The following is a 22,118-nucleotide window of genomic DNA, read 5'->3' as shown; positions in this document are numbered from 1 at the left end:
GCGTTACAACTCTTCTGAGAGGATCATTTCGGTGAGGCCCTTGCCGCCCTGCACCATGGGATAGACGTTCTCGGTCGGATCGATGGCGAAATCGAGGAAGACCAGGTCGTCCTTGCGCTTGAAGGCTTCTTTCAGAGCGCCTTCCACGTCGCCCGGTTTCTCGACGCGCATGCCGACATGGCCATAAGCCTCGGCCAGCTTGACGAAATCCGGCAAGGCATCGACATAGGACTCGGAGTAGCGGTTGCCATGGAAGAGCTGCTGCCACTGGCGCACCATGCCGAGGTAACCGTTGTTCAGCAGGATCACTTTCACAGGCAGGCGGTACTGCTTGCAGGTTGACAGCTCCTGGATGCACATCTGGACGCTGCCTTCGCCGGTAACGCAAGCCACGGGGGAACCCGGATGGGCGAGCTGGACGCCCATCGCCGCCGGCAGGCCGAAGCCCATCGTGCCGAGGCCGCCGGAATTCATCCAGCGGCGCGGCTTGTCGAACTTGTAGTATTGCGCCGCCCACATCTGATGCTGTCCGACGTCGGAGCAGACGAAGGCTTCGCCCTTCGTTACCTCATAGAGTTTCTCGACGACGTACTGGGGCTTGATGATCTTGCTCTTGCGGTCATATTTCAGGCAGTCCTTGCCGCGCCACTCGTCGATCTGTTTCCACCAGGCCTTCAGCGCCTTCTCCTCGGGACGGTCGCCTGCGGCTGCGAGCAGCTTCGAGATGTCGTCGAGCACCTCGGGCAGATCACCGACGATGGGCACATCCACCTTGACCCGCTTGGAGATCGACGAAGGATCGATATCGATATGGATGATCTTGCGCGGCACCTCGGCGAAATGCTCCGGATTGCCGATGACGCGGTCGTCAAAGCGTGCGCCGACGGCCAGCAACACGTCGCAATGCTGCATGGCCATGTTGGCTTCGTAGGTGCCATGCATGCCGAGCATTCCGACGAACTGCTTGTCCGTCGCCGGATAGCCCCCCAGGCCCATCAACGTGTTGGTCACCGGAAATCCGAGCTGCCTGACCAGCTTTGCGAGCTTGTCCGCGGCATCCGACAGGATCACGCCGCCACCTGTGTAGATCATCGGCCGCTTGGCCTCGAGAAGCAGTTGCACCGCCTTCTTGATCTGCCCCTGATGCCCCTTGATCACGGGGTTGTAGGAACGCATGGAGATCGTCTTCGGGTAGGCATACTCGCCCTTCATGGCCGAGATGTCCTTCGGAATATCCACCAGCACAGGCCCGGGACGGCCGCTCTTGGCCAGGTAGAACGCCTTCTTGATGGTCGAGGCGAGCTCCCGGATATCCTTGACAAGGAAGTTGTGCTTGACGCAAGGCCGTGTGATGCCGACGGTATCCACTTCCTGGAAGGCATCCTGGCCGATGTAGGCGGTGGGAACCTGGCCGGAAATGATCACCATCGGGATGGAGTCCATGTAGGCGGTGGCTATGCCCGTCACGGCGTTGGTCACCCCCGGTCCGGAAGTCACCAGTGCCACCCCCACCTTTTCGGTCGAGCGCGCATAGCCGTCGGCCGCATGGACAGCTCCTTGCTCATGGCGCACCAGCACATGGCGGACTTTGTCCTGCTTGAACAGCTCGTCGTATATGAAGAGGACCGAGCCGCCAGGGTAGCCGAAAACATATTCGACCTTTTCTTCCTGCAGGCACCTGATTACAATTTCCGCACCGGTCAAAACCATTGTTGCACCCAGAAGGCTTCCATAAACAGCTGAAAAACCTGTGACTTTACTTACTCCCCCCTCTTTGGTCAAGGCATTTCGCGATGGGCAAAGCTCTTCGCCACGAATGGAAAACTGAATCCTGGCCGCAAGAACGGAACTGTCGGATTTTCTCGCCAGCGTAGAGCGACGCGCCTATAAACAGGCTCTGTTTGCCGTGCGCGACGACGAAACGGCATTGGATATCGTGCAGGATGCGATGCTCAAGCTGGCGGAGAAGTATGGAGGCAAGCCGGCGGGGGAACTGCCGATGTTGTTCCAGCGTATTCTGCAGAACACCATCCGGGATTTCTACCGTCGCCAAAAGGTCCGTTCGCTATGGACCACACTGCTCTCGGCATTCTCCTCATCGGATGACGAGGATTCCGACCCTCTTGAAACTTTGGAGGTAGAGCAGGGGTCGTATTCCCCGGCGACGCCGCATGCAAGCCTGGAGCAGTCACAGGTTCTTGAAATAATTGAAAAAGAAGTAATGAAGCTACCGCCGCGTCAACGCGAGGCCTTTCTTATGCGTTACTGGGAAGACATGGATATCGCCGAAACCGCGGCGGCGATGGGATGCTCGGAAGGCAGCGTGAAAACGCATTGCTCCCGGGCGACTCATTCATTGGCCGCGGCATTGAAGGCAAAGGGCATCGAGCTATGAAAAATGAACGCGAATTCGCCTACAAGGTACGCCACCAACTCAATCTGGGAGCGGAAGGGATTGACGATGAAACCGCCAACAGATTGTTTCAAGCTCGCCAGAATGCGCTTGCCCACCAGAAAGCCACGGAAGCGCAATTGAGTCTGGCCGGGGTGGGGCATTTTGCAGCGGACATGATTCTGCCCCATGCGCGCGCGTTGGTTGCAATAGTCGGTCTGGTAGTCGGGGTCGTCGGTGTGGCGACGTGGAACGACTTCCAGAAGGCGGCTGAGCAAGAGGAAATCGACAGTGCATTGCTGGCCGATGACCTGCCGATCAACGCCTACCTCGACAAAGGCTTCCAGGCATGGCTTTCCGAGCACTCGTCGCAGGACTGATACTCGTCTTTTCGTTCGCCCCCTCCGCCCGCGCCGTTGTCCCCGAACTGAGGCAGCCGGCATGGGTTGAACTCACCCAGGAACAGAAGCAGATCCTCGCTCCCCTTGCCCGCGATTGGGACAGGATGGAGGCGTTTCGCAAGAAAAAATGGCTGGGGATCGCCAAGCGCTACCCGGGCATGAAGCCGCAAGAACAAGCTCGAGTGCAGCGACGCATGCAAGACTGGGCCAGCCTGACCCCGGAGCAACGGACCCAGGCTCGGGCCCGCTACAAGAACCTGAAAACTGTTCCGCCTGAGCAAAAAGAAGCCCTCAAGAAAAAATGGGAGCAATACAAGGAATTGCCGGAAGAGGAAAAAAAACGACTGGCGGAGAAAGCTGCCAGAAAGCGCTCGCCCAAAGCGCATTCACTAACGCCGAAACTGCCCGCAGGGTCTCAGCCCTTGCCAACCGCCGCCCCTGCCGTCACCGCCCCGCCATCTCAGCCCCCCCCGCCACCCTCGGCTAGCGCGGAGGCACCGACGACCCCGGCTCAAGGCGACAATCCCGCTACGACCGAGGCCACCGCACAGCCGGCCCCGGCAACGCCCGCCGCATCCGACCCTCCTGTCTCGCAGTAGTCGCCGTGGCGGAAGCAATACATGCCGCCATGGCGACAGCCAGCATTCGCCGGCGCCTTGCCAGCATGCTCTATGAATCGCTTTTGCTTTTGGGGGTGTTGAGCGTCGCCTTCGTTGTTCCCCATCTGCTGCTTGGCATGGCCTGGAAGGTGGCCCTGCCCGGCCCGCTTCTCTGGCTGCACCTATTCATCGTTTTGCTGGCTTATTTCGGATGGCTCTGGAAGCGAAACGGGCAAACCCTCGCCATGCAAACATGGAAAATCAAGCTGGTATCTGCCAACGGCATGCCTTTGACGAACCGGCAGGTTTTCCTTCGCTTTTGCTTGGCATGGCCGAGCCTGCTTGGCTGCGGAATTGGCATCCTCTGGGCACTTTTCGATCGTGACCGCCAGTTCCTGCATGACCGGCTGGCGGGAACGCGCCTGATAAGGCTTGGAACCTCAGCGCCGCTCGACCCACCATAGCATGCCGGTAGCCGCCAGCAGGAACAGCGCGCTTGGTGTGATGGCCGAGAAGAAGGGGGGCCAACTGTTGATGATGCCAAGGTTGGAAAAAAGGCCGTTCAGCATATGGAAGGTGATGCCGAGCATGATGCCGGCAAAAACCTTGACGCTGACGGCTCCCATGCGATCCTGCAGATAGGCAAACGGCAACGCCAGTGCCATCATGACCAGCGCAGCCAGCGGATAGACCAGTTTTTTCCACATGGCGATCTCGTAGCGCTGTGTCTTCACCTGGTTGTCCTTGAGGTGGCGGATATAGCGATACAGGCTCGCTACCGACATCCGCTCCGGCATGACCAGAAGCACGCCGAGGATTTCAGGATTGATCGCCGACTGCCAGACCGCCTCCGGCAGGCGATTCACCCTGGCCCGGTCCTTTTCGAAAACCGTCTGTGCAACCTCCTTCAGTCGCCACTTGTCAGGCGGCAGGTATTCACCTTCCTTTGCCTCGGATATCGAGCGCAGGACATGATGCTTGTCGAACTCGTAGATGCGCACGCCTTCCAGTCGCGAATCCGGCAGGACGGTACGGACGTTGATGAAGCTCATGTCGTCCTTGACCCACAATCCTGAGCGAAACTCCTGTCCCACCACCTGCGACATTGCCTCCAGCCGCAGCTGCTTGGCAGCACGTTCGGCAGGGGGCGCAATGAAGTCTCCGACAATAAACGTCAGCAAGACAAATGCCAGTCCTACCTTGGCAAGCCCGCCCAGAATCGCTGCCGTCGACAATCCCGAAGCCCGCAGCACCGTGATTTCGGAATGACGCGCCAACATGGTCAGGGCATAAAGCGTACCGATCAGAACCGCGATGGGGGCCAGTTCGTAGATATGGCCGGGCAGCGTCAGCAGCACAAACAGCGCCATGAAGCGCAGCTGATAATTTCCCTTGCCCAGGCTTTCCAGTTCGTTGATGAAGTCGAAAAAGGCGAACAGCATCAGGAATGCGACGAGCACCAGCGTCACCGCCGAATAGATCTCCCTCGCCAGGTAGCGCTGATAAACTTTCACTTGCGCAGCCTCGGCCAGGAGAAAACCGACAGCCGCTTGAAGAACAGCAGGATCAGCATGACAAACATCACGACGTGCACAAGCCACCAGCCGACTTCAAAGCGCAGCTTCCCCTGCGCCACCCAGGCCTGGCTGACCGAAAGCAGATTGCTGTACAGCATGTAAGTGAGGAGCGCCAAAACCAGGTTGTTGGTGCGGCCGGCGCGGGGATTGACGAAACTGAGCGGTATCGCCAGCAGGGCCAGGTTGAGCGCCGCCAGGGGCATGCCGATGCGCCAGAGGATCTCACCCTTGCCGGAATTGGTCGGATTCTGCACCAGCGCCCAGGTCGGCGTGTTTTTCGTCGTCACTTCGATGCCGCGTGCCTCCTTCGTTTCGATGCGCACGGCGTAGCGTTCGAATTCCATGACCCGGTATTCCGGCGACCCCGGCGTACCTTCGTAGCGCCTTCCATTCACGAGGACTACGAAGCGGTCGCCGTTGGGCAGGCTTTCCGTGTAGCCGTGGGTGGACATCATCACGCCCAGGCGGCCGTGCTGCATCGAGCTGATGAAGATGTTCCTGACCGCCCCTTCCTCGCCTGTGGCGGAGTCGGCCGAGGCCGCCTCTACGAAGAACACCCGCTCGCCACTGGCCGATTCCTTGAAGGCCCCGGGTGAAACGCGCGCCACATCGTCACGGGTATCCATGCGCTGGCGGTATTCAACGCTCTTCGACTGGGCCCAGGGCGACAACAGCAAGGACAACACGGCAATGGCTGCAACAAGGGGGACGGAAAACTTCAGGACGGGCTTCATCCAGGCCGTCAGCGAAAGGCCGCACGAGAACCACACGGCCATTTCCGAATCGCGATAGCTGCGCGACAGCGTCATCAGCACCGCAATGAAAAGGGTCAAAGACAGCAGGATCGGCAGATGCGTCAGGGCACCAAAGCCGAGCAGGGCGATCACCGCCTCGGAGACGAGTTTGCCGCCGGCAGCCTGGCTCAGCAGGCGGATCAGCTGGGTCGTCAGCAGAATGGCAAACAGGGCAACGAAAGTTGCGCCCGCCGTGCCGGTGAACTCCCGCATCACCGCACGCTCAAAAGTCAGCCCGCGCGCCATTTTGACTTTTTCGGAGGGGAGAAGGGATAATCGGAGCCTAATTTGCCGGAGAGGAGTTGCGAGTGGAATTTAGCATAAAAAGCGGCGGCCCGGATAAGGCCAAATGCGACTGCGTCGTTGCCGGCGTGTTCGAATCGCGCAAGCTGTCGGCACCGGCGCAAAAACTGGACAAGGCCTCAGGCGGCTACCTGTCAGGCATCCTGCGCCGCGGCGACATGGATGGCAAAAGCGGCGCAACGCTGCTGGTGCACGGCACGCCCGGCCTCGCCGCGGGACGCGTCCTGCTGGTCGGCCTCGGCAAGGAGGCAGAGTTCGGCGAGAAGGCCTATCGCGACGCCGTGGCCGCGTCGGTGCGCACACTCAAGGACACCGGCAGCAAATACATCGTCATCACCTTGAGCGAACTCCCCGTTGCCGGGCGCAATGCCGCCTGGCAGGCACGCCAGGGAGCGCTGGTCGTCCATGAGGCCCTTTACCGTTCCGACCAGCTCAAGTCGAAGAAGGACAATGCCAGGCCGACCCTGGCCGCCATCGCGTTCTCCGTGGCCGGCAAGGATGCCAAGGCTGCCGCTGCCGCGCTCGAACAAGGCGCGGCCATCGCCCGGGGCATGGATCTCACCCGAGAACTGGGCAACCTTCCGGCCAACATCTGCACGCCGACCTACCTCGCGCAGCAGGCGCAGAAGCTGGCCAGGGAATTCAAGCTCAAGTGCGAAGTGCTCGACCGCGCCCGCATGGAAAAGCTCGGCATGGGCTCCCTGCTGTCGGTCGCGCGCGGCTCGCGCCAACCGCCGCGCTTCATCGTGCTGCAATACCACGGCGGCAAGGCCAAGGCGAAGCCCGTCGTGCTGGTCGGCAAGGGCATTACCTTCGACACCGGCGGCATCTCGCTCAAGCCCGGCGCCGAGATGGACGAGATGAAATACGACATGTCCGGCGCCGCCAGCGTGCTGGGCGCCTTCCGCGCCCTCGCCGCCATGAAGCTGCCGCTGAACGTCGTCGGCCTCATCCCCACCACGGAAAACATGCCGGGCGGCGCCGCCACGCGGCCGGGCGACATCGTCACCTCGATGTCCGGCCAGACCATCGAAATCCTCAACACCGATGCCGAGGGACGCCTCATCCTGTGCGACGCCCTCACCTACGCCGAGCGCTTCGACCCCGACTGCGTGGTCGATGTCGCCACGCTCACCGGCGCCTGCGTCATCGCGCTGGGCGCGGTGGCCTCCGGCCTGATGGCCAACGACGACGGCCTCGCCGCAGAACTGCTGGAAGCCGGCCAGGCCTCGGGCGACCGCGCCTGGCAATTGCCGCTGTGGGACGACTACCAGGAGATGCTCAGGAGCAACTTCGCCGACATCCCCAACATCAGCGGCAGCCGCGCGGCGGGCACCATCACCGGCGCCTGCTTCCTGGCACGCTTCACCAAAAAATACCGCTGGGCGCACCTCGACATCGCCGGCACCGCCTGGCGTTCCGGCAAGGAGAAGGGTTCCACCGGCCGGCCCGTCCCGCTGCTGACACACTTCCTGCTGAAGCGCGCAGGCAAGCTGTGACCAGCATCGACTTCCACCACGGCGCCAGCGACAAGGTACAGGCGGCTTGCCGGCTGATCGGCGAGTTGTACGCAGAAGGCCGCAAGGTGCTGGTGTATGCGCCGGAGGAAAGTCTGGCCGCCCAGGTGGATCGCCAGTTATGGGTCCAGCCCGCGACGGGTTTCCTGCCGCATTGCCGCCTCAGCGATGCGCTTGCCGCGGAAACCCCGGTCGTCATCGGCGGCTCGCTGGATCATGCGGCCCACCACGATGTGCTGGTCAATCTCGATGGCGACCTGCCGCCGGCCTTTTCCCGTTTCGACCGGCTGGTCGAGATCGTCGGCACGGACGAAGCCGACCGCGGGCCGGCACGCGAACGCTTCAAGTTCTACCGGGACCGCGGCTACGCCATCGCGGCCCACGATCTCTCAAAGGGCTGAGCGGTGAGCGACGACATCTTTGGCAAGGCCGACGCGCTGATGAAGCGCCGCGCCTTCGTCGCCGGAGGCGCCCAACCGGCCCCGCCACCTGAAGACGTACCCGTACTCACCGAAGTGGTCGATCCGAGCCATACCGTGCCGGCCCTCACGGCAGCGCTCTCGGGCAGCCCCGGTGCCGAGCAGCTGGCCGAGCGCATGCGCGATCTGCTGAACCCCCTGCCGCCGGACATCGCACGCGCGGTGGAGAACTGGCTGGTCGCCACCTTGCCGCGCCTGGTCGCACGCCGCCTCGATGGCATCGCCGAACAGGTCGCCGAAGAAGTCGGCGCGGCCCTGCGCGAAACCCTGCCCCTGCTGATTTCCGACCTGATCCGCTCAGCCCAGGAAAGAACCAAGCAAGGCAAGTAAGACGCTCCGTGGCAGGTAGCCGCTCCGGTATAATTTCGGCTTTTCCGCCTCATCCTTCCCCCTGAGCGATGGAACTCGCCAAATCCTTCGAGCCGGCCGACATCGAGCGCCGCTGGTACCCGCTGTGGGAGTCGCGCGGCTATTTCGCCGCCGGCGCCGACACCGCCAAGACCGACAATTTCTGCATCCTGCTGCCGCCGCCGAACGTTACCGGCACGCTGCACATGGGCCATGGCTTCAACCAGACCCTGATGGACGCGCTCACCCGCTACCACCGCATGCGCGGCGCCAACACGCTGTGGCAGCCGGGCACCGACCATGCCGGCATCGCCACGCAGATCGTCGTCGAGCGCCAGCTCGACGCGGAAGGCGTCTCGCGCCATGACCTCGGCCGGGAGAAGTTCCTCGAGCGTGTCTGGCAGTGGAAGGAATACTCGGGCGGCACCATCACACGGCAGATGCGCCGCCTCGGCACTTCGCCAGACTGGGCGCGCGAGCGCTTCACCATGGACGCGGGGCTCTCGAAGATCGTCACCGAGACCTTCGTGCGGCTCTTCCGCGAAGGACTGATCTACCGAGGCAAGCGGCTGGTCAACTGGGACCCGAAGCTGCTCACCGCAGTGTCCGACCTGGAAGTCGTCTCCACCGAGGAAGACGGCTCGATGTGGGAGATCCGCTACCCGTTCGTCGAGGGCGATGGGGCATTGATCGTCGCCACGACGCGCCCCGAGACCCTGCTCGGCGACGTCGCCGTCGCCGTGCACCCCGAGGACGAGCGTTATTCGAAACTCGTCGGCAAGCACGTCCACCTGCCGCTCACCGGCCGCAGCATCCCGATCATCGCCGACAGCTACGTCGACAAGGCATTCGGCACCGGCTGCGTGAAGATCACGCCGGCGCACGACTTCAACGACTGGCAGGTCGGCCACCGCCACGGCTTCGCGCCGCTCTCCATCCTCACGCTGGACGCGCGCATCAACGAGCACGGCCCGGAGAAGTACCGCGGCCTGGACCGCTACGACGCCCGCAAGGCCATCGTCGCCGACCTCGAGGCCGAGGGCCTGCTCGCCTCGGTGAAGCCGCACAAGCTGATGGTGCCGCGCGGCGACCGCACCAACGCCGTCATCGAGCCGATGCTCACCGACCAGTGGTTCGTCGCCATGTCCAAGCCCGGCGCCGACGGCAAGAGCATTGCCGGCAAGGCGCTCGACTGCGTGGAAACAAAGGAAAAAGCGGGCGAAATCCGCTTCGTGCCCGAGCAGTGGGTGAACACCTACAACCAGTGGCTCAACAACATCCAGGACTGGTGCATCTCGCGCCAGCTCTGGTGGGGCCACCAGATTCCGGCCTGGCACTCGGACGACGGCCGCGTCTACGTCGCCCACGACGAGAACGAGGCCTACACGCTCGCCCGCGCCGACGGCTACTCGGGTGGCCTCGAGCGCGACCCGGACGTGCTCGACACCTGGTATTCCTCGGCGCTGTGGCCGTTCTCGACGCTGGACTGGACGCCGGAGTGGCCGGCGAAGTCGAACACCGCGCTGGACCTCTACCTGCCCTCCTCGGTGCTGGTCACCGGCTTCGACATCATCTTCTTCTGGGTGGCGCGCATGGTGATGATGACGAAACACATCACCGGGAAGATTCCCTTCCGCGACGTCTATGTGCACGGACTGATCCGCGATGCGGAGGGCCAGAAGATGTCGAAGTCGAAGGGCAACGTGCTCGACCCGATCGACCTCATCGACGGCATCGGCCTCGACGCCCTGGTCGAAAAGCGCACCAGCGGCCTGATGAACCCGAAGCAGGCGGCGCAGATCGAGAAGCGCACGCGCAAGGAATTCCCCAACGGCATCCCCGGCTTCGGCACCGACGCGCTGCGCTTCACCTTCGCCTCGCTCGCCAGCCCGGGGCGCGACATCAAGTTCGACATGGGCCGCTGCGAGGGCTACCGCAACTTCTGCAACAAGCTGTGGAATGCCACGCGCTTCGTGCTGATGAACTGCGAAGGGCAGGACTGCGGCCTGCAGGACGGTCACGCCTGCGGCACCGACATCGTCTTTTCCGCCGCCGACCGCTGGATCGTCAGCCGCCTGCAGCGCACCGAGGCCGAGGTGGCGCAGCACTTCGCCGACTACCGCTTCGACCTGCTCGCCCGCGCCGTCTACGAGTTCGTCTGGGACGAGTACTGCGACTGGTACGTCGAACTGGCCAAGGTGCAGATCCAGACCGGCAATGAGGCGCAGCAGCGCGGCACGCGCCGCACCCTGGTGCGCGTGCTGGAGACCACGCTGCGCCTGGCCCATCCGCTGATCCCCTTCATCACCGAGGAGCTGTGGCAGAAGGTCGCGCCCGTGGCGGGACGATCAGGCGAGAGCATCATGCTGCAGCCCTATCCTGCCTCCGAACCGTCGCGCATCGACGAGAAGGCCGAGGCCGAAGTCCAACTGCTCAAGGACCTGATCAACGCCTGCCGCAGCCTGCGCGGGGAGATGAGCCTCTCGCCGGCGCAGAAGGTGCCGCTGCTCGCCGCCGGCGACAAGGGCCGTGTCGCCGCCTTCGCGCCCTACCTCGCCGCCCTGGCCAAGCTCTCCGAGGTCGCGGCCACCGGCGCCGAATTGCCGGCCGGCGACGCGCCGGTGCAGATCGTCGGCGACTTCCGCCTGATGCTGAAGATCGAGATCGACGTCGCGGCCGAGCGCGAGCGCCTGGGCAAGGAAATCACGCGCATCGACGGGGAAATCGCCAAGGCGCAGGCCAAGCTCGCCAACGAGGGCTTCGTCGCACGCGCCCCTGCCACCGTCGTGGCGCAGGAGAAGGAGCGGCTGGCGAACTTCGGCGCGCTCGCCGACAAGCTGCGTGCGCAACTCGCCCGGCTCCAGTAGGAACCGCGACAGCGGCAGCGCTGTCCGACGCGGATGAAGCATCTCGTGCGCGCGCTCGGCCAGCGCAACTTCCGCATCTACTTCATCGGCCAGAGCGCCTCGCTGGTCGGCACCTGGATGCAGCAGATCGCGCTGGCCTGGCTGGTCTACCGCCTGACCGGCTCGCCCTTCATGCTCGGCCTGGCGAGCTTCGTCGGCCACGTCCCCATCCTCTTCCTCGCCCCGCTCGGCGGCCTCTGGGCCGACCGCTTCGACCGCCGCCGCAGCATGCTGGTCACGCAAGTGCTGTCATTGCTGCAAGCCGCCGTCCTGGCGGGACTGACTTTTGCCGGAATGGTCGAAGTCTGGCACCTGCTCGTGGCGGCGGCCTTCCTCGGCGTGGTCAACGCCATCGACACGCCGCTGCGCCAGTCCTTCCTGCTGGAACTGGTCGGCTCGCGCGAGCACCTGCCCAACGCCATCGCGATGAATTCCCTGATGATGAACGCCTCGCGCCTGGTCGGCCCGCCGATCGCCGGCGTGGTGCTGGCGCTGGCCGGCGAAGCCTGGTGCTTCACGATCAACGCCCTCTCCTACCTGGCGGTGATCGCCTCGCTCGCGGCCATCCGCGTATGTGGCCTGCCGCGCAAGCCGCACACCCAGGGCTGGCTGGCCGGGCTGAAGGAAGCGGCGCAGTTCGCCTGGCATTTCCTGCCGACGCGCAGCATGCTGGCGCTGGTGGCGCTGGTAAGCTTCTTCGCCAACCCCTACGCTTCGCTGATGCCGGTATTCGCACGCGACATCTTCGCCGGCGGCGCCGACCTGCTCGGCGTGCTGGTCGGCGCCGGCAGTGTGGGTGCGGTAATCGGCGTGCTCTATCTGGCATCGCGCAAGCACGTGGCCGGCCTGGAGGCGCTGGTCCCGGTCGCCGCCGGCTGCGCCGGGCTGGGCCTGCTCGTCTTCTCCCAATCGCCATGGTTCGGCCTCTCGCTCGCCGCCCTGCCCCTGGTCGGCTTCGGCATCATGGTGAACACCGCCTCGGCGAACATGATCCTGCAGTCGGTGGTGCCCGACCACCTGCGCGGCCGCCTGGTCAGTTTCCACGTCATGGCCTTTCTCGGCGTCGCTCCGCTCGGACACTTCGCCTCGGGCTGGATCGCCGAGCACTTCGGCGCACGCGTGGCGCTGGCGATCGGCGGCCTCGCCTGCCTGCTCGGTGCCGCCTGGTTCGCCGCGCGCCTGCAGCGCCTGCGTGCCGTGCTCGACCCCCTGCACGCGCAGCACAAATGAAAAGGCCGGAGGCAAGCCTCCGGCCTTTTCCCCTGCCTGAAGTTCCTAACGCGCGTCCTTCTTGCCGCCGACCGACAGCGCCAGCGCCTCGCGGATCGCCTCGGGCGACTTCATGATATTCATGAAGCTGTTCGCCCCCATCATCGAGAGATCCGGGAAGCTGATGGCGATGCGGAAGCGGGCATACAGCGCATACACCTTGTTGTCCGAGACCAGGATGTCGTAGGGCAGGTGCGCGGTCGACTTCACGTCCTTGAAGTCGATCTCGCTCATGATGTACTTGTCGTCCATGAACTTGCCGGACTCGCCCTCGCCCTTCATGGCGACGCCGAACAGGGTTTCCTTCTTGCCGGCGACATCGACGCGGTAGACCTTGGTCACGCCCTGCCTGCCGGCGGCCAGGCCGGCCTCCACCGCCTTCACGGCCTCCTCGTAGCTGCCGTACTTGACGAACTCGTTCGGCTCGTCGAAGTACTCCATGCCGAAGGTGTAGTGGTACTTGCGCAACTTGTCCGCCGTCAGGCCCTTGGCGCCGAATTCCTCGATGCGCCCCAGGGCCGCCTGCAGCTTCGCCGAAGTCTCCTTGAGATCGCCCGCCATGCGGTAGGCGTTCGCCATATACACCGGATTGGTGTAGGCGACCTGGACCTCGTTGCCGACCTTGGTGACGGAGACGCGCTGGGCGGCGCCGAAGCCGCCGTGCTCCGACTTGGCGGCTGTGGTACGCATTTCTTCGTTGGTGACGGCAATCACCATGGCGTTGGGATACGGCGCATAGCTGCCGGCAACCGTGAAACCGTGCTTCGCCAGCGCCGCCTTCACCTCATCCGTCTTCGCCGCCACCTCTCCCGGCCCTTTCGAGGCCAGCACGAACGGCTTCAGCACGGCATCCTGCGCCCAGACGGCGCTGCTGATGCCGAAAATCAGGCAAAACACTCCCCTGAGAATGGCTCTCATCGTTGCTCTCCTTTGGTTGTTAGCGATTTATGGTTTGGCGAAACAAAAAGGGCCGAAGCGCTTGCGCTTCGGCCCAATTTTTTACTGCATCGGCAGGCGGCTGGATCAGAACTTCAAGCCGTAGGCGATGCCCAGCGAGTCTTCATGCATCTTCAGGTTGACCTCCGCGGTTCCCGGGGCCGCCAGCGGGAAGGAACCGGAACCCTTCACCTTCTTGCTGAAGGCATGCATGTATGCCACAGTCAGTTCCGTGCTGGGCGATACCGCCCAGGTTGCACCCAGGGTCAGGTGATTCTCAACCACGCCGGGCGCAAGCATGTTGAAGAGAGTTTCATCTTTTGGAATCGGTTGCCGTGTCGTGCTAACACCTGCACGCAAGGTCAGCTTGTCGCTATAGGCGTAGCTCAGGCCGAGTTTGAGCACCGTCATGTCGCGCCAGCCAAAACCCGGACCGTTGTCGCTGCCCAGGGGGTTTCCTGCCAGCAGATTGAGAACCGAATTCGAAACCGAATCGACACTACCGAAATTGATCTGCTGGACGTCGGCGGCAACGGTCAGTTTCGGTGTTGCCTTGACGGCGATGCCGATACCGTAAGTCTCGGGGATGTCGAAATCCCCCTGTTCGGCAAAAAGTCCCTTGTACTTGCCGAATTTTTTCATCCAGGTGCGGGATTGATAAGTTGCACCGACAGTCACCGCGTCCGTGAGATTGCCCGTATAGCCGATCTTGATGCCCCACCCGGTTGAGGTATCTACGCCTCTGTCTGTCATGTTGGTGGGGAACATTGAAAACCCTGCAAAGCCGCCTAAGCCATCGGCCCGGAAGCGCTGGTAGGCGAGATTCAGGGACACGCCGACGGCATGGTTCTTGTTGATCTTGTAGGCGAAAGTCGGTGCAATAAACAATTGTTCCAGATTCTGCCCGGTCTTCTGTCCGGTGCCCCCATTGAACAAGGGAATGCCGCCGCCGAACGGAGCCGGACCGTTGTCATACGTCGTATTCATGCCGCCGTTGCCGTAGACGCTGACGCCCAGCGACATGTTCCAGCCGAGCATTTTGTTATAGCCGAACTCCGGCACAAAAAAATCCTTCTTGCCGCTGCCATTGAAATCACCCGTCAGACCCGGGATGGCTCCAAAGGGGGAAACGATTTCGGCGTCGCGAATCGGCCGGAACCAGTCCACGCCGACATCGAGGCGATCGCCGACGAAAGCCATGCCGGCGGGGTTGGTCGCAGCAGCCAGCGCATCCTGCGGCAGGGCGATGCCGACGCCGGCCATCCCTTTTGCCTTCATGCCGTAGCCGTGCGAAAAATAGCCGTTGGTCGCCAGGGCCAGGCCCGGCGCAGTGAGGCCGGCAATCGCCAGCACACCCATCAGTTTGTTCAGTTTCATCCTCCTGCCCCCTCCCTTTGGTTATGAATCACCTGCTGAACCACGCAAGTAAAAGTATTCGTTTAAATATACGAATGCAAATATTCTTTCATCAAGATATAGCCGGGCCGTCTGTTCTGTTGCGTGAAAGCAACATCACATGAACAGGCAGACGTCGGACTGCTGCGCCACCGGCAGGAAAGTCGCTGCGCCGGCGTAGTCGATGCCCTCGATGAAGTCGTCGTGGGTAAAGCCGAACAACTCGACCGTCATCTGGCAGGCGATGAACTTGACATCGGCTTCCTTCGACAGCGAGCGAAGCTCGTCGATCGTCGCCACGCCATTGTTCTTGATGGTCTGCTTCATGAGCATGGTGGCCACCGACTCGAAGCCCGGAAGGTTCGACTGGATGAGGTTCGGCATCAGGAATTTGTTCCAGTCGATGCCCTTGAACCAGTCCGGCCCGAAGGGCATCTTCATCGGCATGCCGGGGTTGCCCAGCGGGCTGACCTTGAGGTCGCTGACGTCCTTCTTCAGCAGGTTGAGGCCGTAGAAGGTGAAGAAGATCTGCACGTCCCATCCCAGCGCGGCGGCAGTCGAGCCGAGGATGAAGGGAGGGTAGGCCCAGTCGAGCGTACCTTTGGTCGCGATGATCGACATCGAGGGCGTCTTGGACGCCTTCAGTTCCTCGAGTTTCTGCGGCAGGATTTCGTCGAGGCGCTGACGGATCAGCGCATCCAGGGCGGCCTGGTCGGTAGGCATGTTCATGGTTGCTCCTCTTGCGCGGGCAGGGTCGGATAAGGTCGCCCCATCGCTATATTTTATTCATTAACGAATAATAATGTTCTAAGGCAGCCCGGCTCGCCAGACGATTCTGCTTATCGACCCATATTGGCCGCATATGCTGCGCTGCGACAGGCCGGGCAAAAAGAAACGGCCCGGAAAACCGGGCCGTTCGTTCCAACGAATGCAGGCGATTACTTCCGCTTGATGTAGAACTCGAATTCCTTGCCCTGCTCGGCAGTCGACAGCAATTCGTTGCCGGTCTGCTTGGCGAAGGCAGCGAAGTCCTTCACCGACCCAGGGTCGGTGGCCATGATGCGCAGCACTTGGCCGCTCGTCATTTCCGCCAGCGCCTTCTTGGCACGCAGAATCGGCAGCGGGCAGTTCAGCCCCTTGGCATCCAGTTCCTTGTCGAAATTCATGATTCTTCCTCCGGAATAATTAGATCGAAACCCGCCTGCCGCACAAGCAAAGCGAAAGTCATTTCAGACGCCGCTAATATACTTTTGCCACAGGCCCAGCGCAACCCATGTCAGGCATTCTGCAGCATCGAATTTCTTTTTTCGTCCATTCAGGATACCGCCTGGTAATACAGGTTCTGCGGATGGTTCGCCTGGGCGAAGAAAAACCAGCGCTCAGCGAGGAGGCCGAGATACTGCACGGCGAAGGCGGCCAGCAGCAGCGCGCCTGATCCCCCCGTCGTCCCGCCTGCCAACAATCCCATGGGCAGGACGAAGGCCAGCAGGAGAAACAACCACTTCACCTGGCGCAGGAAGACGCCCGTCCGGCCATGGAAGAATTCGCGGGTGTTGAACGAACCGCCCATCGCGCCCTGCGCCTTCTGCACGATGCGCGGATGCTTCACGCCAATGGCCGTGCGCAGCGTCGATTTCGGCCTGAGGCGGGCATTGCGCAGCAGCGTGGCGACACGGCCGACCAGGGCCAGCAGCGTCAGGATCATGGCCCAGCCACCAAGGAAGCCTGTCACGCCGGGGGCCATCGACGCCGACAGCGCGGTGGCCAGCACGAAGCCCGACGCTCCGCCCAGCAGGGTGTAGTTGACCACCGTCAGCGGCGTGTGCCATTCCTGCAGGAAGCGCAGGCAGGCGTAGATCATGCCGGTACACACGAACAGCGCAAATGCCAGCACGGTGCCGGCCACGCCGAGCATTGCCGTGACATTGACCGGCGCGCCGGAAGGCAACTGCGCGAGCACCGGATTGAAGCCGGTGCAGTGCGCTGCGCCGTAGAGGAGCACCGTGCCCATGAAAGCGGGCAGGACAATCACCTCGCGCGACAGCCAGGAGGTGCGCCATTTCGCGGCGGAGCGCCAGGCGCGCTCGGGGTGGCCGAGGTGGAAAAAGGAGGCGATCAGGCCAGCGACAAGAAAGCCGAGTGCCACCGCGCTGCCGATCGCATAGAAACGGCCTTCCTGCGGCGGCAGCAGGCCGAAGGCGGCATAGGACTCGACGGTGAACAGGGCGAGGAACAAGCCTTGCCCGACTCCGATGAGCGTCGTAAGAAAGATCACCGAAAACGCGGGATGCATGGCTTCACCAAGAGGTTACGTCGTCGAGCGAAGGCTCTGTCATCGCCGGTTTCGGCAGCCTGCCCTCGATCTTCAGCGGGTTGTCGGCGCGCACCAGTTCGTCCTCGTGGATGCGCAGCTTCGTCTTGCGTCGCGGCAGGTAGTGGTTGGCCGGCTGCGTGCCCCACTCCGGCATGAGCTGGTAGCCGCCGCTCTCGCGGATCGCCTTCGACACTTCCGACTCTGGGTCGTGCACGTCGCCGAACAGGCGCGCGCTGGTCGGGCAGGCCAGGACGCAGGACGGCTTGCGGTCTCGTTCAGGCAGCGACTTGTCGTAGATGCGGTCCACGCAGAGCGTGCACTTCTTCATGACCTTCTGCTTCTCGTCGATCTCGCGTGCGCCGTAGGGACAGGCCCAGGAGCAGTACTTGCAGCCGATGCACTTGTCGTAGTCGACTAGGACGATGCCGTCCTCCTTGCGCTTGTAGGAGGCGCCGGTCGGACACACCGGCACACAGGGCGGCTCCTCGCAGTGCAGGCAGGACTTCGGGAAGTGCACGGTCTCCGTGTTCGGGAACTCGCCGACCTCGAAGGTCTGCACGCGGTTGAAGAATGTGCCGGTCGGGTCGGCGCCGTAGGGATTGAAGTCCGTCAAGGGTCCGGCCTGCCCGGAGGTGTTCCACTCCTTGCAGCTCGTCACGCAGGCATGGCAGCCGACGCAGACGTTTAGGTCGATCACAAGAGCGAGTTGTGTCACTTTTTCGCTCCCGTCATGTAGGCCCACAGGCTCTTGCGCTCCTCCTGCCCCGGGTAGGGTTTGAGCGGTTCGAATTGCGGAGAGGTTTCCGCCGTCTCGCCGGGACTGACTTTTGAAATCCGCACGCGCACGTCGTACCAGGCGGCCTGTCCGGTGATCGGGTCGGAGTTCGAGATGCGCCCGTTGCCTCCGGGCAACTCCTCCGAAATGACGTGGTTGAGCAGGAAGCCCAGCTTCGATTCGTTCGCGTCCGGCGTCAGGTTCCAGGCGCCGGCGGCCTTGCCGATGGCGTTCCAGGTCCACACCGTGCCCGGTTCCACCGCCTCGGAATGGCGCGCCATGCAGCGCACCTTGCCCCACTGCGACTCGACCCAGATCCAGTCGCCGTCGTCGATGCCGGCGAGCCGCGCCGTGCGGGCGTTCACGAACAGGTAGTTGTGCGCGTGGATCTGCCGCAGCCAGGCGTTCTGCGAGTCCCAGGAGTGGTACATCGCCATCGGCCGCTGCGTCACCGCGGCGAGCGGATATTTGTGCGTGTCGGTCGCCTGCACTTCGAGCGGGTCGAAGTAGAAGGGCAGCGGATCGAAGTAGGTCTCGATGCGCTGCTTCAGGTGCTCGGGCGGCTTGCGCGAGATGCCCTTGCCCTGCGCGGCGAGGCGGAATTTCTGCAGCACCTCGGAGTAGAGGTGGATGAGGATCGGCTCGGCGTAGCGCGTGATGCGGCTGCGCTGCGACCACTCCAGATAGCCCTGGTTCCAGTTGCGCATGTACTGGTAGGAGCGCGGCAGCTCGTGGTGGTACACGCAATTGTTCTGCGCGTACATTTCCCACTGGCGCGGATTCGGCTCGCCGCGCATGAATTTCTCGCCGCCCTTGCCGCGCCAGCCGGCGAGGAAACCGATGCCCGATCCCGGCTCGGTCTCGTAGTTGGTGATGAAGTCCGGGTAATCGCGATACTTGCGCGCCCCGTCCTTGCTGACGAACACCGGCAGTTTCAGGCGCGTACCCAGCTCGATCAGCACCTCCTGGAAGGGCTTGCACTCGCCGGTCGGCGCGAGCACCGGGATGCGCACGGAGTCCACCGGACCGTCGAACTCCGAGATCGGCCGGTCGAGCATGGACATCACGTCGTGGCGCTCGAGATAGGTGGTGTCGGGCAGCACGAGATCGGCGAAGGCCGTCATCTCCGACTGGAAGGCGTCGCAGACGGCGATGAAGGGAATCCTGTATTCCCCGTTCTCGTCCTTGTCATTGAGCATCTTCCTCACCTCCGCCGTGTTCATGGTGGAGTTCCACGCCATGTTGGCCATGAAGATGAGCAGGGTATCGATGCGGTAGGGATCGCCGCGCCAGGCATTGGTGATGACGTTGTGCATGAGGCCATGCACCGAGAGCGGATACTCCCAGGAGAAGGCCTTGTCGATGCGCACCGGGTTGCCTGATTCGTCGACGAACAAATCGTCCGGCTCGGCCGGCCAGCCCAGCGCCATGCCGTCCAGTACCGAGTTGGGCTTCACCGCCAGCGGCGTGTTGGGGGTCTTGGCGCAGGGCGGGATCGGCCGCGGGAACGGCGCCTTGTGGCGGAAGCCGCCCGGCCGGTCGATGGTGCCCAACAGCGACATCAGGATCGCCAGTGCGCGGATGGTGTGGAAGCCGTTGGAGTGCGCCGCCAGGCCGCGCATGGCGTGGAAGGCCACCGGGTTGCCGGTGACGGTGTCGTGCTCCTTGCCCCAGGAATCCGTCCACGCGATCGGCAGCTCGATCTTCTGGTCGCGCGCCGTGACGCCCATCTCGTAGGCGAGGCGCTTGATCGTCGCGGCCGGAATGCCGGTCAGCCCCTCGGCCCATTCCGGCGTGTAGTCATTCACACGCTCCTGCAGCAACTGGAAGGACGGCTTCACCGGCGTGCCGTCGGCAAGTTTGAATTCGCCGAGCAGGAAGGGGTCGCAGCCTTCGGTGTGCGTGATCACCGGCTTGTTCGTGGCGCGGTCCCACCACAGCTTGTTCTGCGGGTCGAAGCAGCCCTCCTCCTCCGGCACCTCGGTGCGCAGGAACATGCCGAACTCGTCGCTCTTCGCGTCGAGGTTCACCAGTTGGCCGGCATTGGTGTAGCGCACCAGGAAGTCGCGGTCGTACAGGCCCTGGGCGATGATCTCGTGGATGATCGCCAGCAGCAGCGCGCCGTCCGTGCCCGGGCGGATCGGCACCCACTCGTCCGCGATGGCCGAGTAGCCGGTGCGCACCGGGTTGATCGAGACGAAGCGGCCGCCGTTGCGCTTGAACTTCGAAATGGCGATCTTCAGCGGGTTGGAGTGATGGTCCTCGGCGGTGCCGATCATGACGAACAGCTTGGCGCGGTCGAGGTCCGGCCCGCCGAACTCCCAGAAGGAGCCGCCGATGGTGTAGATCATGCCGGCGGCCATGTTCACCGAGCAGAAGCCGCCGTGCGCCGCGTAGTTGGGCGTGCCGAACTGGCGGGCGAAGAGGCCGGTCAGCGCCTGCATCTGGTCGCGGCCGGTGAAGATGGCAAACTGCTTCGGGTCCGTGGCGCGGATCTTCGCCAGCCGCTCGGACAGGATCGTAAACGCCTTCTCCCAGGAGATCGGCTCGAACGCGCCGGCGCCGCGCTCGCTGCCCGGCTTGCGCAGCAAGGGTTTCGTCAACCTTGCAGGCGAGTACTGCTTCATGATGCCGGAACTGCCCTTGGCGCAGATGACGCCCTGGTTGAGCGGATGATCCGGATTGCCGTCGATGTAGCGCACCTGCCCGTCGACCAGATGCACGCGGATGCCGCAGCGGCAGGCACACATGTAGCAGGTGGTTTTCTTGACCTCTTGAACCGGAGCAGAGGAGGCGGACATTGTTGGGAATGTGGATGTATTAGTAATTGGCGATATTCTTAATACTTTAACTAACCGCCTCAAGGCAAATGTTTTTATTTGTCCATAAGTGCCTATCTGAATAGCTACTTATGGGATAAGCTTGCGCAAATATTGGATACTGCCGCTTTCAACCTAGCAGGTTTTGCCCATGAGCGACATTCCCGGATTCACCCCCCAGGAGCGGCGAGCCGTCGAGGCCGCCATGATCTACCGCTATGGCCAGCTGGTCCCGCTCGAGGAGGCCGACGTCGAGGTGCGCCTGACCGCCGGTTCCGAAGAACTGACCACCGTACCGGGCATCTACTGGAACGAGCGCAACGTGCAGTTCGTCGTCTGCAAGCTGAGCGAGAAGCGCTACCGCTCCTACTTCTTCTACACCGAGGACCAGCAGTACCGCATCGGCGAACAGGATTACGACATCATCGAAGACTGCGTGCGCAACCTCCTCCAGCTGCAAGTCGACCACGACGTCAAGCGCCGCGCCATCATGTCCAATCCGGGCCTCGGCCCGGATGACGACTACCACGGACCGATCGTCGTCTGATGACCCTCGAGCGGGCGCGCCAGTTGTTGCAGGCGCAGGCCGGCTTCGGCGGCGGCTACAGTGCCAACGGCGCACGTCTGGTGCTCGCCGAGGTGCAGGGTGAGCATGGCCGGGAGGCCGTCGACGCCCTGATCGCCGAACTCGACCTGGAACGCATTTTCGGCTTCGCCCCCGGACAGGATTTTTCACTTTACAGCTGGAAGAAATGAAGGTCTGCATCGTCTCCGACAGCCACGACCGCGGCCCCATGCTGGCTGCAGCGGTCGAGGAAGCCAAGTCCCTCGGCGCCGAGGCCGTCCTGCATTGCGGCGACGTCATCGGCCCCAACACCCTCAAGCCCCTGCTCAAGCTCGGCCTGCCGGTGCACGTCATCCACGGCAACAACCTCGGCGACTTCACAGCCATCTGCCAGATGGCCTCGCGCTCGGACGGCCTGCTGCACTATCACGGCGGCGATGCCGCGATCGAGCTGGCCGGGCGCAGGATCTTCCTGGTGCACTACCCGCACTACGGCCGGGCCATGGCGTGCACCGGCGATTACGACCTGGTCTGCTGCGGCCACAGCCACAAGCCTGAAATTGCGAAACAGCCGAATGTCCGGGGCGGCGAATCCTGGCTGGTGAACCCCGGCACGGTGGCCGGCCTCGGTGCACCGGCGGCGACCTGGGTGCTGGGCGACCTGGCAACGATGGAATTCGCCATCCGTCCGCTCGTCATGCCGGCCGTTTGACCCCATGAATCCAAGTG

Annotated in this window: 22 protein-coding genes; 12 read left to right on the top strand and 10 right to left on the bottom strand. The window is 63.1% G+C overall.

What is annotated here, in order from left to right; translation table 11 throughout:
* Positions 1–3 precede the first annotated feature (3 nt).
* Positions 4–1,710 carry an acetolactate synthase 3 catalytic subunit gene (locus ROZ00_01380; protein MDT3734862.1) on the bottom strand — a complete coding sequence of 569 codons (1,707 nt, stop codon included), beginning with the start codon at positions 1,708–1,710 and terminating at the stop codon, positions 4–6.
* 121 nt (positions 1,711–1,831) lie between these two features.
* Here ROZ00_01380 and ROZ00_01375 point away from each other — a divergent pair, with 121 nt between their 5' ends.
* The 4 genes from ROZ00_01375 to ROZ00_01360 are packed head-to-tail and all read left to right on the top strand — an operon-like array spanning position 1,832 to position 3,856.
* A complete protein-coding gene (locus ROZ00_01375) occupies positions 1,832–2,395 on the top strand; it encodes an RNA polymerase sigma factor (GenBank protein ID MDT3734861.1) in 564 nt (187 codons plus the stop codon).
* Entirely contained in the window at positions 2,392–2,772 is a 381-nt protein-coding gene (locus ROZ00_01370) for a DUF3619 family protein (GenBank protein MDT3734860.1), read from the top strand. Before ROZ00_01375 ends, ROZ00_01370 begins: the two co-directional genes overlap by 4 nt.
* Entirely contained in the window at positions 2,742–3,392 is a 651-nt protein-coding gene (locus ROZ00_01365; GenBank protein MDT3734859.1) for a DUF3106 domain-containing protein, read from the top strand. Before ROZ00_01370 ends, ROZ00_01365 begins: the two co-directional genes overlap by 31 nt.
* A 29-nt stretch (positions 3,393–3,421) precedes the next feature.
* Positions 3,422–3,856 carry an RDD family protein gene (locus ROZ00_01360; GenBank protein ID MDT3734858.1) on the top strand — a complete coding sequence of 145 codons (435 nt, stop codon included), beginning with the start codon at positions 3,422–3,424 and terminating at the stop codon, positions 3,854–3,856.
* Here the strand turns inward: ROZ00_01360 and lptG are convergent.
* Complete coding sequence (lptG, locus tag ROZ00_01355) at positions 3,833–4,906, bottom strand: LPS export ABC transporter permease LptG (GenBank protein MDT3734857.1); 1,074 nt, start codon at positions 4,904–4,906, stop codon at positions 3,833–3,835. The two genes, ROZ00_01360 and lptG, sit on opposite strands and share 24 nt — an antisense overlap.
* Complete coding sequence (lptF, locus tag ROZ00_01350) at positions 4,903–6,009, bottom strand: LPS export ABC transporter permease LptF (GenBank protein ID MDT3734856.1); 1,107 nt, start codon at positions 6,007–6,009, stop codon at positions 4,903–4,905. Before lptF ends, lptG begins: the two co-directional genes overlap by 4 nt.
* Positions 6,010–6,071: 62 nt before the next feature.
* Here lptF and ROZ00_01345 point away from each other — a divergent pair, with 62 nt between their 5' ends.
* The 5 genes from ROZ00_01345 (at position 6,072) to ROZ00_01325 (ending at position 12,546) form a co-directional block, all read left to right on the top strand.
* A complete protein-coding gene (locus tag ROZ00_01345) occupies positions 6,072–7,565 on the top strand; it encodes a leucyl aminopeptidase (protein ID MDT3734855.1) in 1,494 nt (497 codons plus the stop codon).
* Entirely contained in the window at positions 7,562–7,984 is a 423-nt protein-coding gene (locus ROZ00_01340) for a DNA polymerase III subunit chi (protein ID MDT3734854.1), read from the top strand. Before ROZ00_01345 ends, ROZ00_01340 begins: the two co-directional genes overlap by 4 nt.
* 3 nt (positions 7,985–7,987) lie before the next feature.
* A complete protein-coding gene (locus ROZ00_01335) occupies positions 7,988–8,392 on the top strand; it encodes a hypothetical protein (GenBank protein MDT3734853.1) in 405 nt (134 codons plus the stop codon).
* A gap of 68 nt (positions 8,393–8,460) precedes the next feature.
* Complete coding sequence (locus tag ROZ00_01330; GenBank protein MDT3734852.1) at positions 8,461–11,277, top strand: valine--tRNA ligase; 2,817 nt, start codon at positions 8,461–8,463, stop codon at positions 11,275–11,277.
* A 33-nt stretch (positions 11,278–11,310) separates the two neighbouring features.
* The gene (locus ROZ00_01325) at positions 11,311–12,546 is read left to right on the top strand and encodes an MFS transporter (GenBank protein ID MDT3734851.1); all 1,236 of its coding nucleotides are present in this window, start codon (positions 11,311–11,313) and stop codon (positions 12,544–12,546) included.
* 45 nt (positions 12,547–12,591) lie between these two features.
* Here the strand turns inward: ROZ00_01325 and ROZ00_01320 are convergent, their stop codons facing one another.
* The 7 genes from ROZ00_01320 to ROZ00_01290 form a co-directional block, all read right to left on the bottom strand.
* Complete coding sequence (locus ROZ00_01320; GenBank protein MDT3734850.1) at positions 12,592–13,503, bottom strand: hypothetical protein; 912 nt, start codon at positions 13,501–13,503, stop codon at positions 12,592–12,594.
* 105 nt (positions 13,504–13,608) lie between these two features.
* Positions 13,609–14,898 carry an outer membrane protein transport protein gene (locus ROZ00_01315; protein MDT3734849.1) on the bottom strand — a complete coding sequence of 430 codons (1,290 nt, stop codon included), beginning with the start codon at positions 14,896–14,898 and terminating at the stop codon, positions 13,609–13,611.
* A gap of 135 nt (positions 14,899–15,033) precedes the next feature.
* On the bottom strand, positions 15,034–15,537 hold the full coding sequence (locus tag ROZ00_01310; protein MDT3734848.1) for a DsrE/DsrF/DrsH-like family protein: 504 nt from the start codon (positions 15,535–15,537) through the stop codon (positions 15,034–15,036).
* Between the two features lie 317 nt (positions 15,538–15,854).
* A complete protein-coding gene (locus tag ROZ00_01305; GenBank protein ID MDT3734847.1) occupies positions 15,855–16,082 on the bottom strand; it encodes a sulfurtransferase TusA family protein in 228 nt (75 codons plus the stop codon).
* Between the two features lie 149 nt (positions 16,083–16,231).
* Complete coding sequence (locus tag ROZ00_01300) at positions 16,232–17,209, bottom strand: DmsC/YnfH family molybdoenzyme membrane anchor subunit (protein MDT3734846.1); 978 nt, start codon at positions 17,207–17,209, stop codon at positions 16,232–16,234.
* A gap of 4 nt (positions 17,210–17,213) precedes the next feature.
* Positions 17,214–17,945, bottom strand: a complete 732-nt coding sequence (soeB, locus tag ROZ00_01295; protein MDT3734845.1) for a sulfite dehydrogenase subunit SoeB — start codon at positions 17,943–17,945, stop codon at positions 17,214–17,216.
* Positions 17,942–20,806, bottom strand: coding sequence for a molybdopterin oxidoreductase family protein (locus ROZ00_01290; GenBank protein MDT3734844.1), 2,865 nt, complete (start codon positions 20,804–20,806; stop codon positions 17,942–17,944). The genes soeB and ROZ00_01290 overlap by 4 nt, the downstream gene beginning before the upstream one ends.
* A 169-nt stretch (positions 20,807–20,975) precedes the next feature.
* On the opposite strand from ROZ00_01290, the gene ROZ00_01285 reads away from it, so the two are divergent.
* The 3 genes from ROZ00_01285 to ROZ00_01275 are packed head-to-tail and all read left to right on the top strand — an operon-like array spanning position 20,976 to position 22,101.
* Positions 20,976–21,371: a hypothetical protein gene (locus ROZ00_01285; protein MDT3734843.1), complete on the top strand. Its 396-nt coding sequence runs from the start codon at positions 20,976–20,978 to the stop codon at positions 21,369–21,371.
* The gene (locus tag ROZ00_01280; protein MDT3734842.1) at positions 21,371–21,580 is read left to right on the top strand and encodes a hypothetical protein; all 210 of its coding nucleotides are present in this window, start codon (positions 21,371–21,373) and stop codon (positions 21,578–21,580) included. The genes ROZ00_01285 and ROZ00_01280 overlap by 1 nt, the downstream gene beginning before the upstream one ends.
* Positions 21,577–22,101, top strand: a complete 525-nt coding sequence (locus tag ROZ00_01275) for a metallophosphoesterase family protein (protein ID MDT3734841.1) — start codon at positions 21,577–21,579, stop codon at positions 22,099–22,101. The genes ROZ00_01280 and ROZ00_01275 overlap by 4 nt, the downstream gene beginning before the upstream one ends.
* Positions 22,102–22,118 lie beyond the last annotated feature (17 nt).

The organism is Denitratisoma sp., assembly GCA_032027165.1.
Lineage (GTDB): Bacteria > Pseudomonadota > Gammaproteobacteria > Burkholderiales > Rhodocyclaceae > Desulfobacillus.
Note: the sequence above shows the minus strand (reverse complement) of the source record. Positions and strands in the feature narration are given on the sequence as shown.

Excerpts from the sequence above, each read along its gene's own strand:
- ROZ00_01360 (MDT3734858.1), top strand. The coding sequence starts at position 3,422 with ATGGCGACAGCCAGCATTCGCCGGCGCCTTGCCAGCATGCTCTATGAA.
- ROZ00_01285 (MDT3734843.1), top strand. The coding sequence starts at position 20,976 with ATGAGCGACATTCCCGGATTCACCCCCCAGGAGCGGCGAGCCGTCGAG.
- ROZ00_01330 (MDT3734852.1), top strand. The coding sequence starts at position 8,461 with ATGGAACTCGCCAAATCCTTCGAGCCGGCCGACATCGAGCGCCGCTGG.
- ROZ00_01275 (MDT3734841.1), top strand. The coding sequence starts at position 21,577 with ATGAAGGTCTGCATCGTCTCCGACAGCCACGACCGCGGCCCCATGCTG.
- ROZ00_01305 (MDT3734847.1), bottom strand. The coding sequence starts at position 16,082 with ATGAATTTCGACAAGGAACTGGATGCCAAGGGGCTGAACTGCCCGCTG.
- ROZ00_01370 (MDT3734860.1), top strand. The coding sequence starts at position 2,392 with ATGAAAAATGAACGCGAATTCGCCTACAAGGTACGCCACCAACTCAAT.
- ROZ00_01280 (MDT3734842.1), top strand. The coding sequence starts at position 21,371 with ATGACCCTCGAGCGGGCGCGCCAGTTGTTGCAGGCGCAGGCCGGCTTC.
- lptF (MDT3734856.1), bottom strand. The coding sequence starts at position 6,009 with ATGGCGCGCGGGCTGACTTTTGAGCGTGCGGTGATGCGGGAGTTCACC.
- ROZ00_01300 (MDT3734846.1), bottom strand. The coding sequence starts at position 17,209 with ATGCATCCCGCGTTTTCGGTGATCTTTCTTACGACGCTCATCGGAGTC.
- ROZ00_01320 (MDT3734850.1), bottom strand. The coding sequence starts at position 13,503 with ATGAGAGCCATTCTCAGGGGAGTGTTTTGCCTGATTTTCGGCATCAGC.
- ROZ00_01380 (MDT3734862.1), bottom strand. The coding sequence starts at position 1,710 with ATGGTTTTGACCGGTGCGGAAATTGTAATCAGGTGCCTGCAGGAAGAA.
- ROZ00_01290 (MDT3734844.1), bottom strand. The coding sequence starts at position 20,806 with ATGTCCGCCTCCTCTGCTCCGGTTCAAGAGGTCAAGAAAACCACCTGC.
- ROZ00_01365 (MDT3734859.1), top strand. The coding sequence starts at position 2,742 with ATGGCTTTCCGAGCACTCGTCGCAGGACTGATACTCGTCTTTTCGTTC.
- ROZ00_01310 (MDT3734848.1), bottom strand. The coding sequence starts at position 15,537 with ATGTCGATCATCGCGACCAAAGGTACGCTCGACTGGGCCTACCCTCCC.
- ROZ00_01315 (MDT3734849.1), bottom strand. The coding sequence starts at position 14,898 with ATGAAACTGAACAAACTGATGGGTGTGCTGGCGATTGCCGGCCTCACT.
- ROZ00_01325 (MDT3734851.1), top strand. The coding sequence starts at position 11,311 with ATGAAGCATCTCGTGCGCGCGCTCGGCCAGCGCAACTTCCGCATCTAC.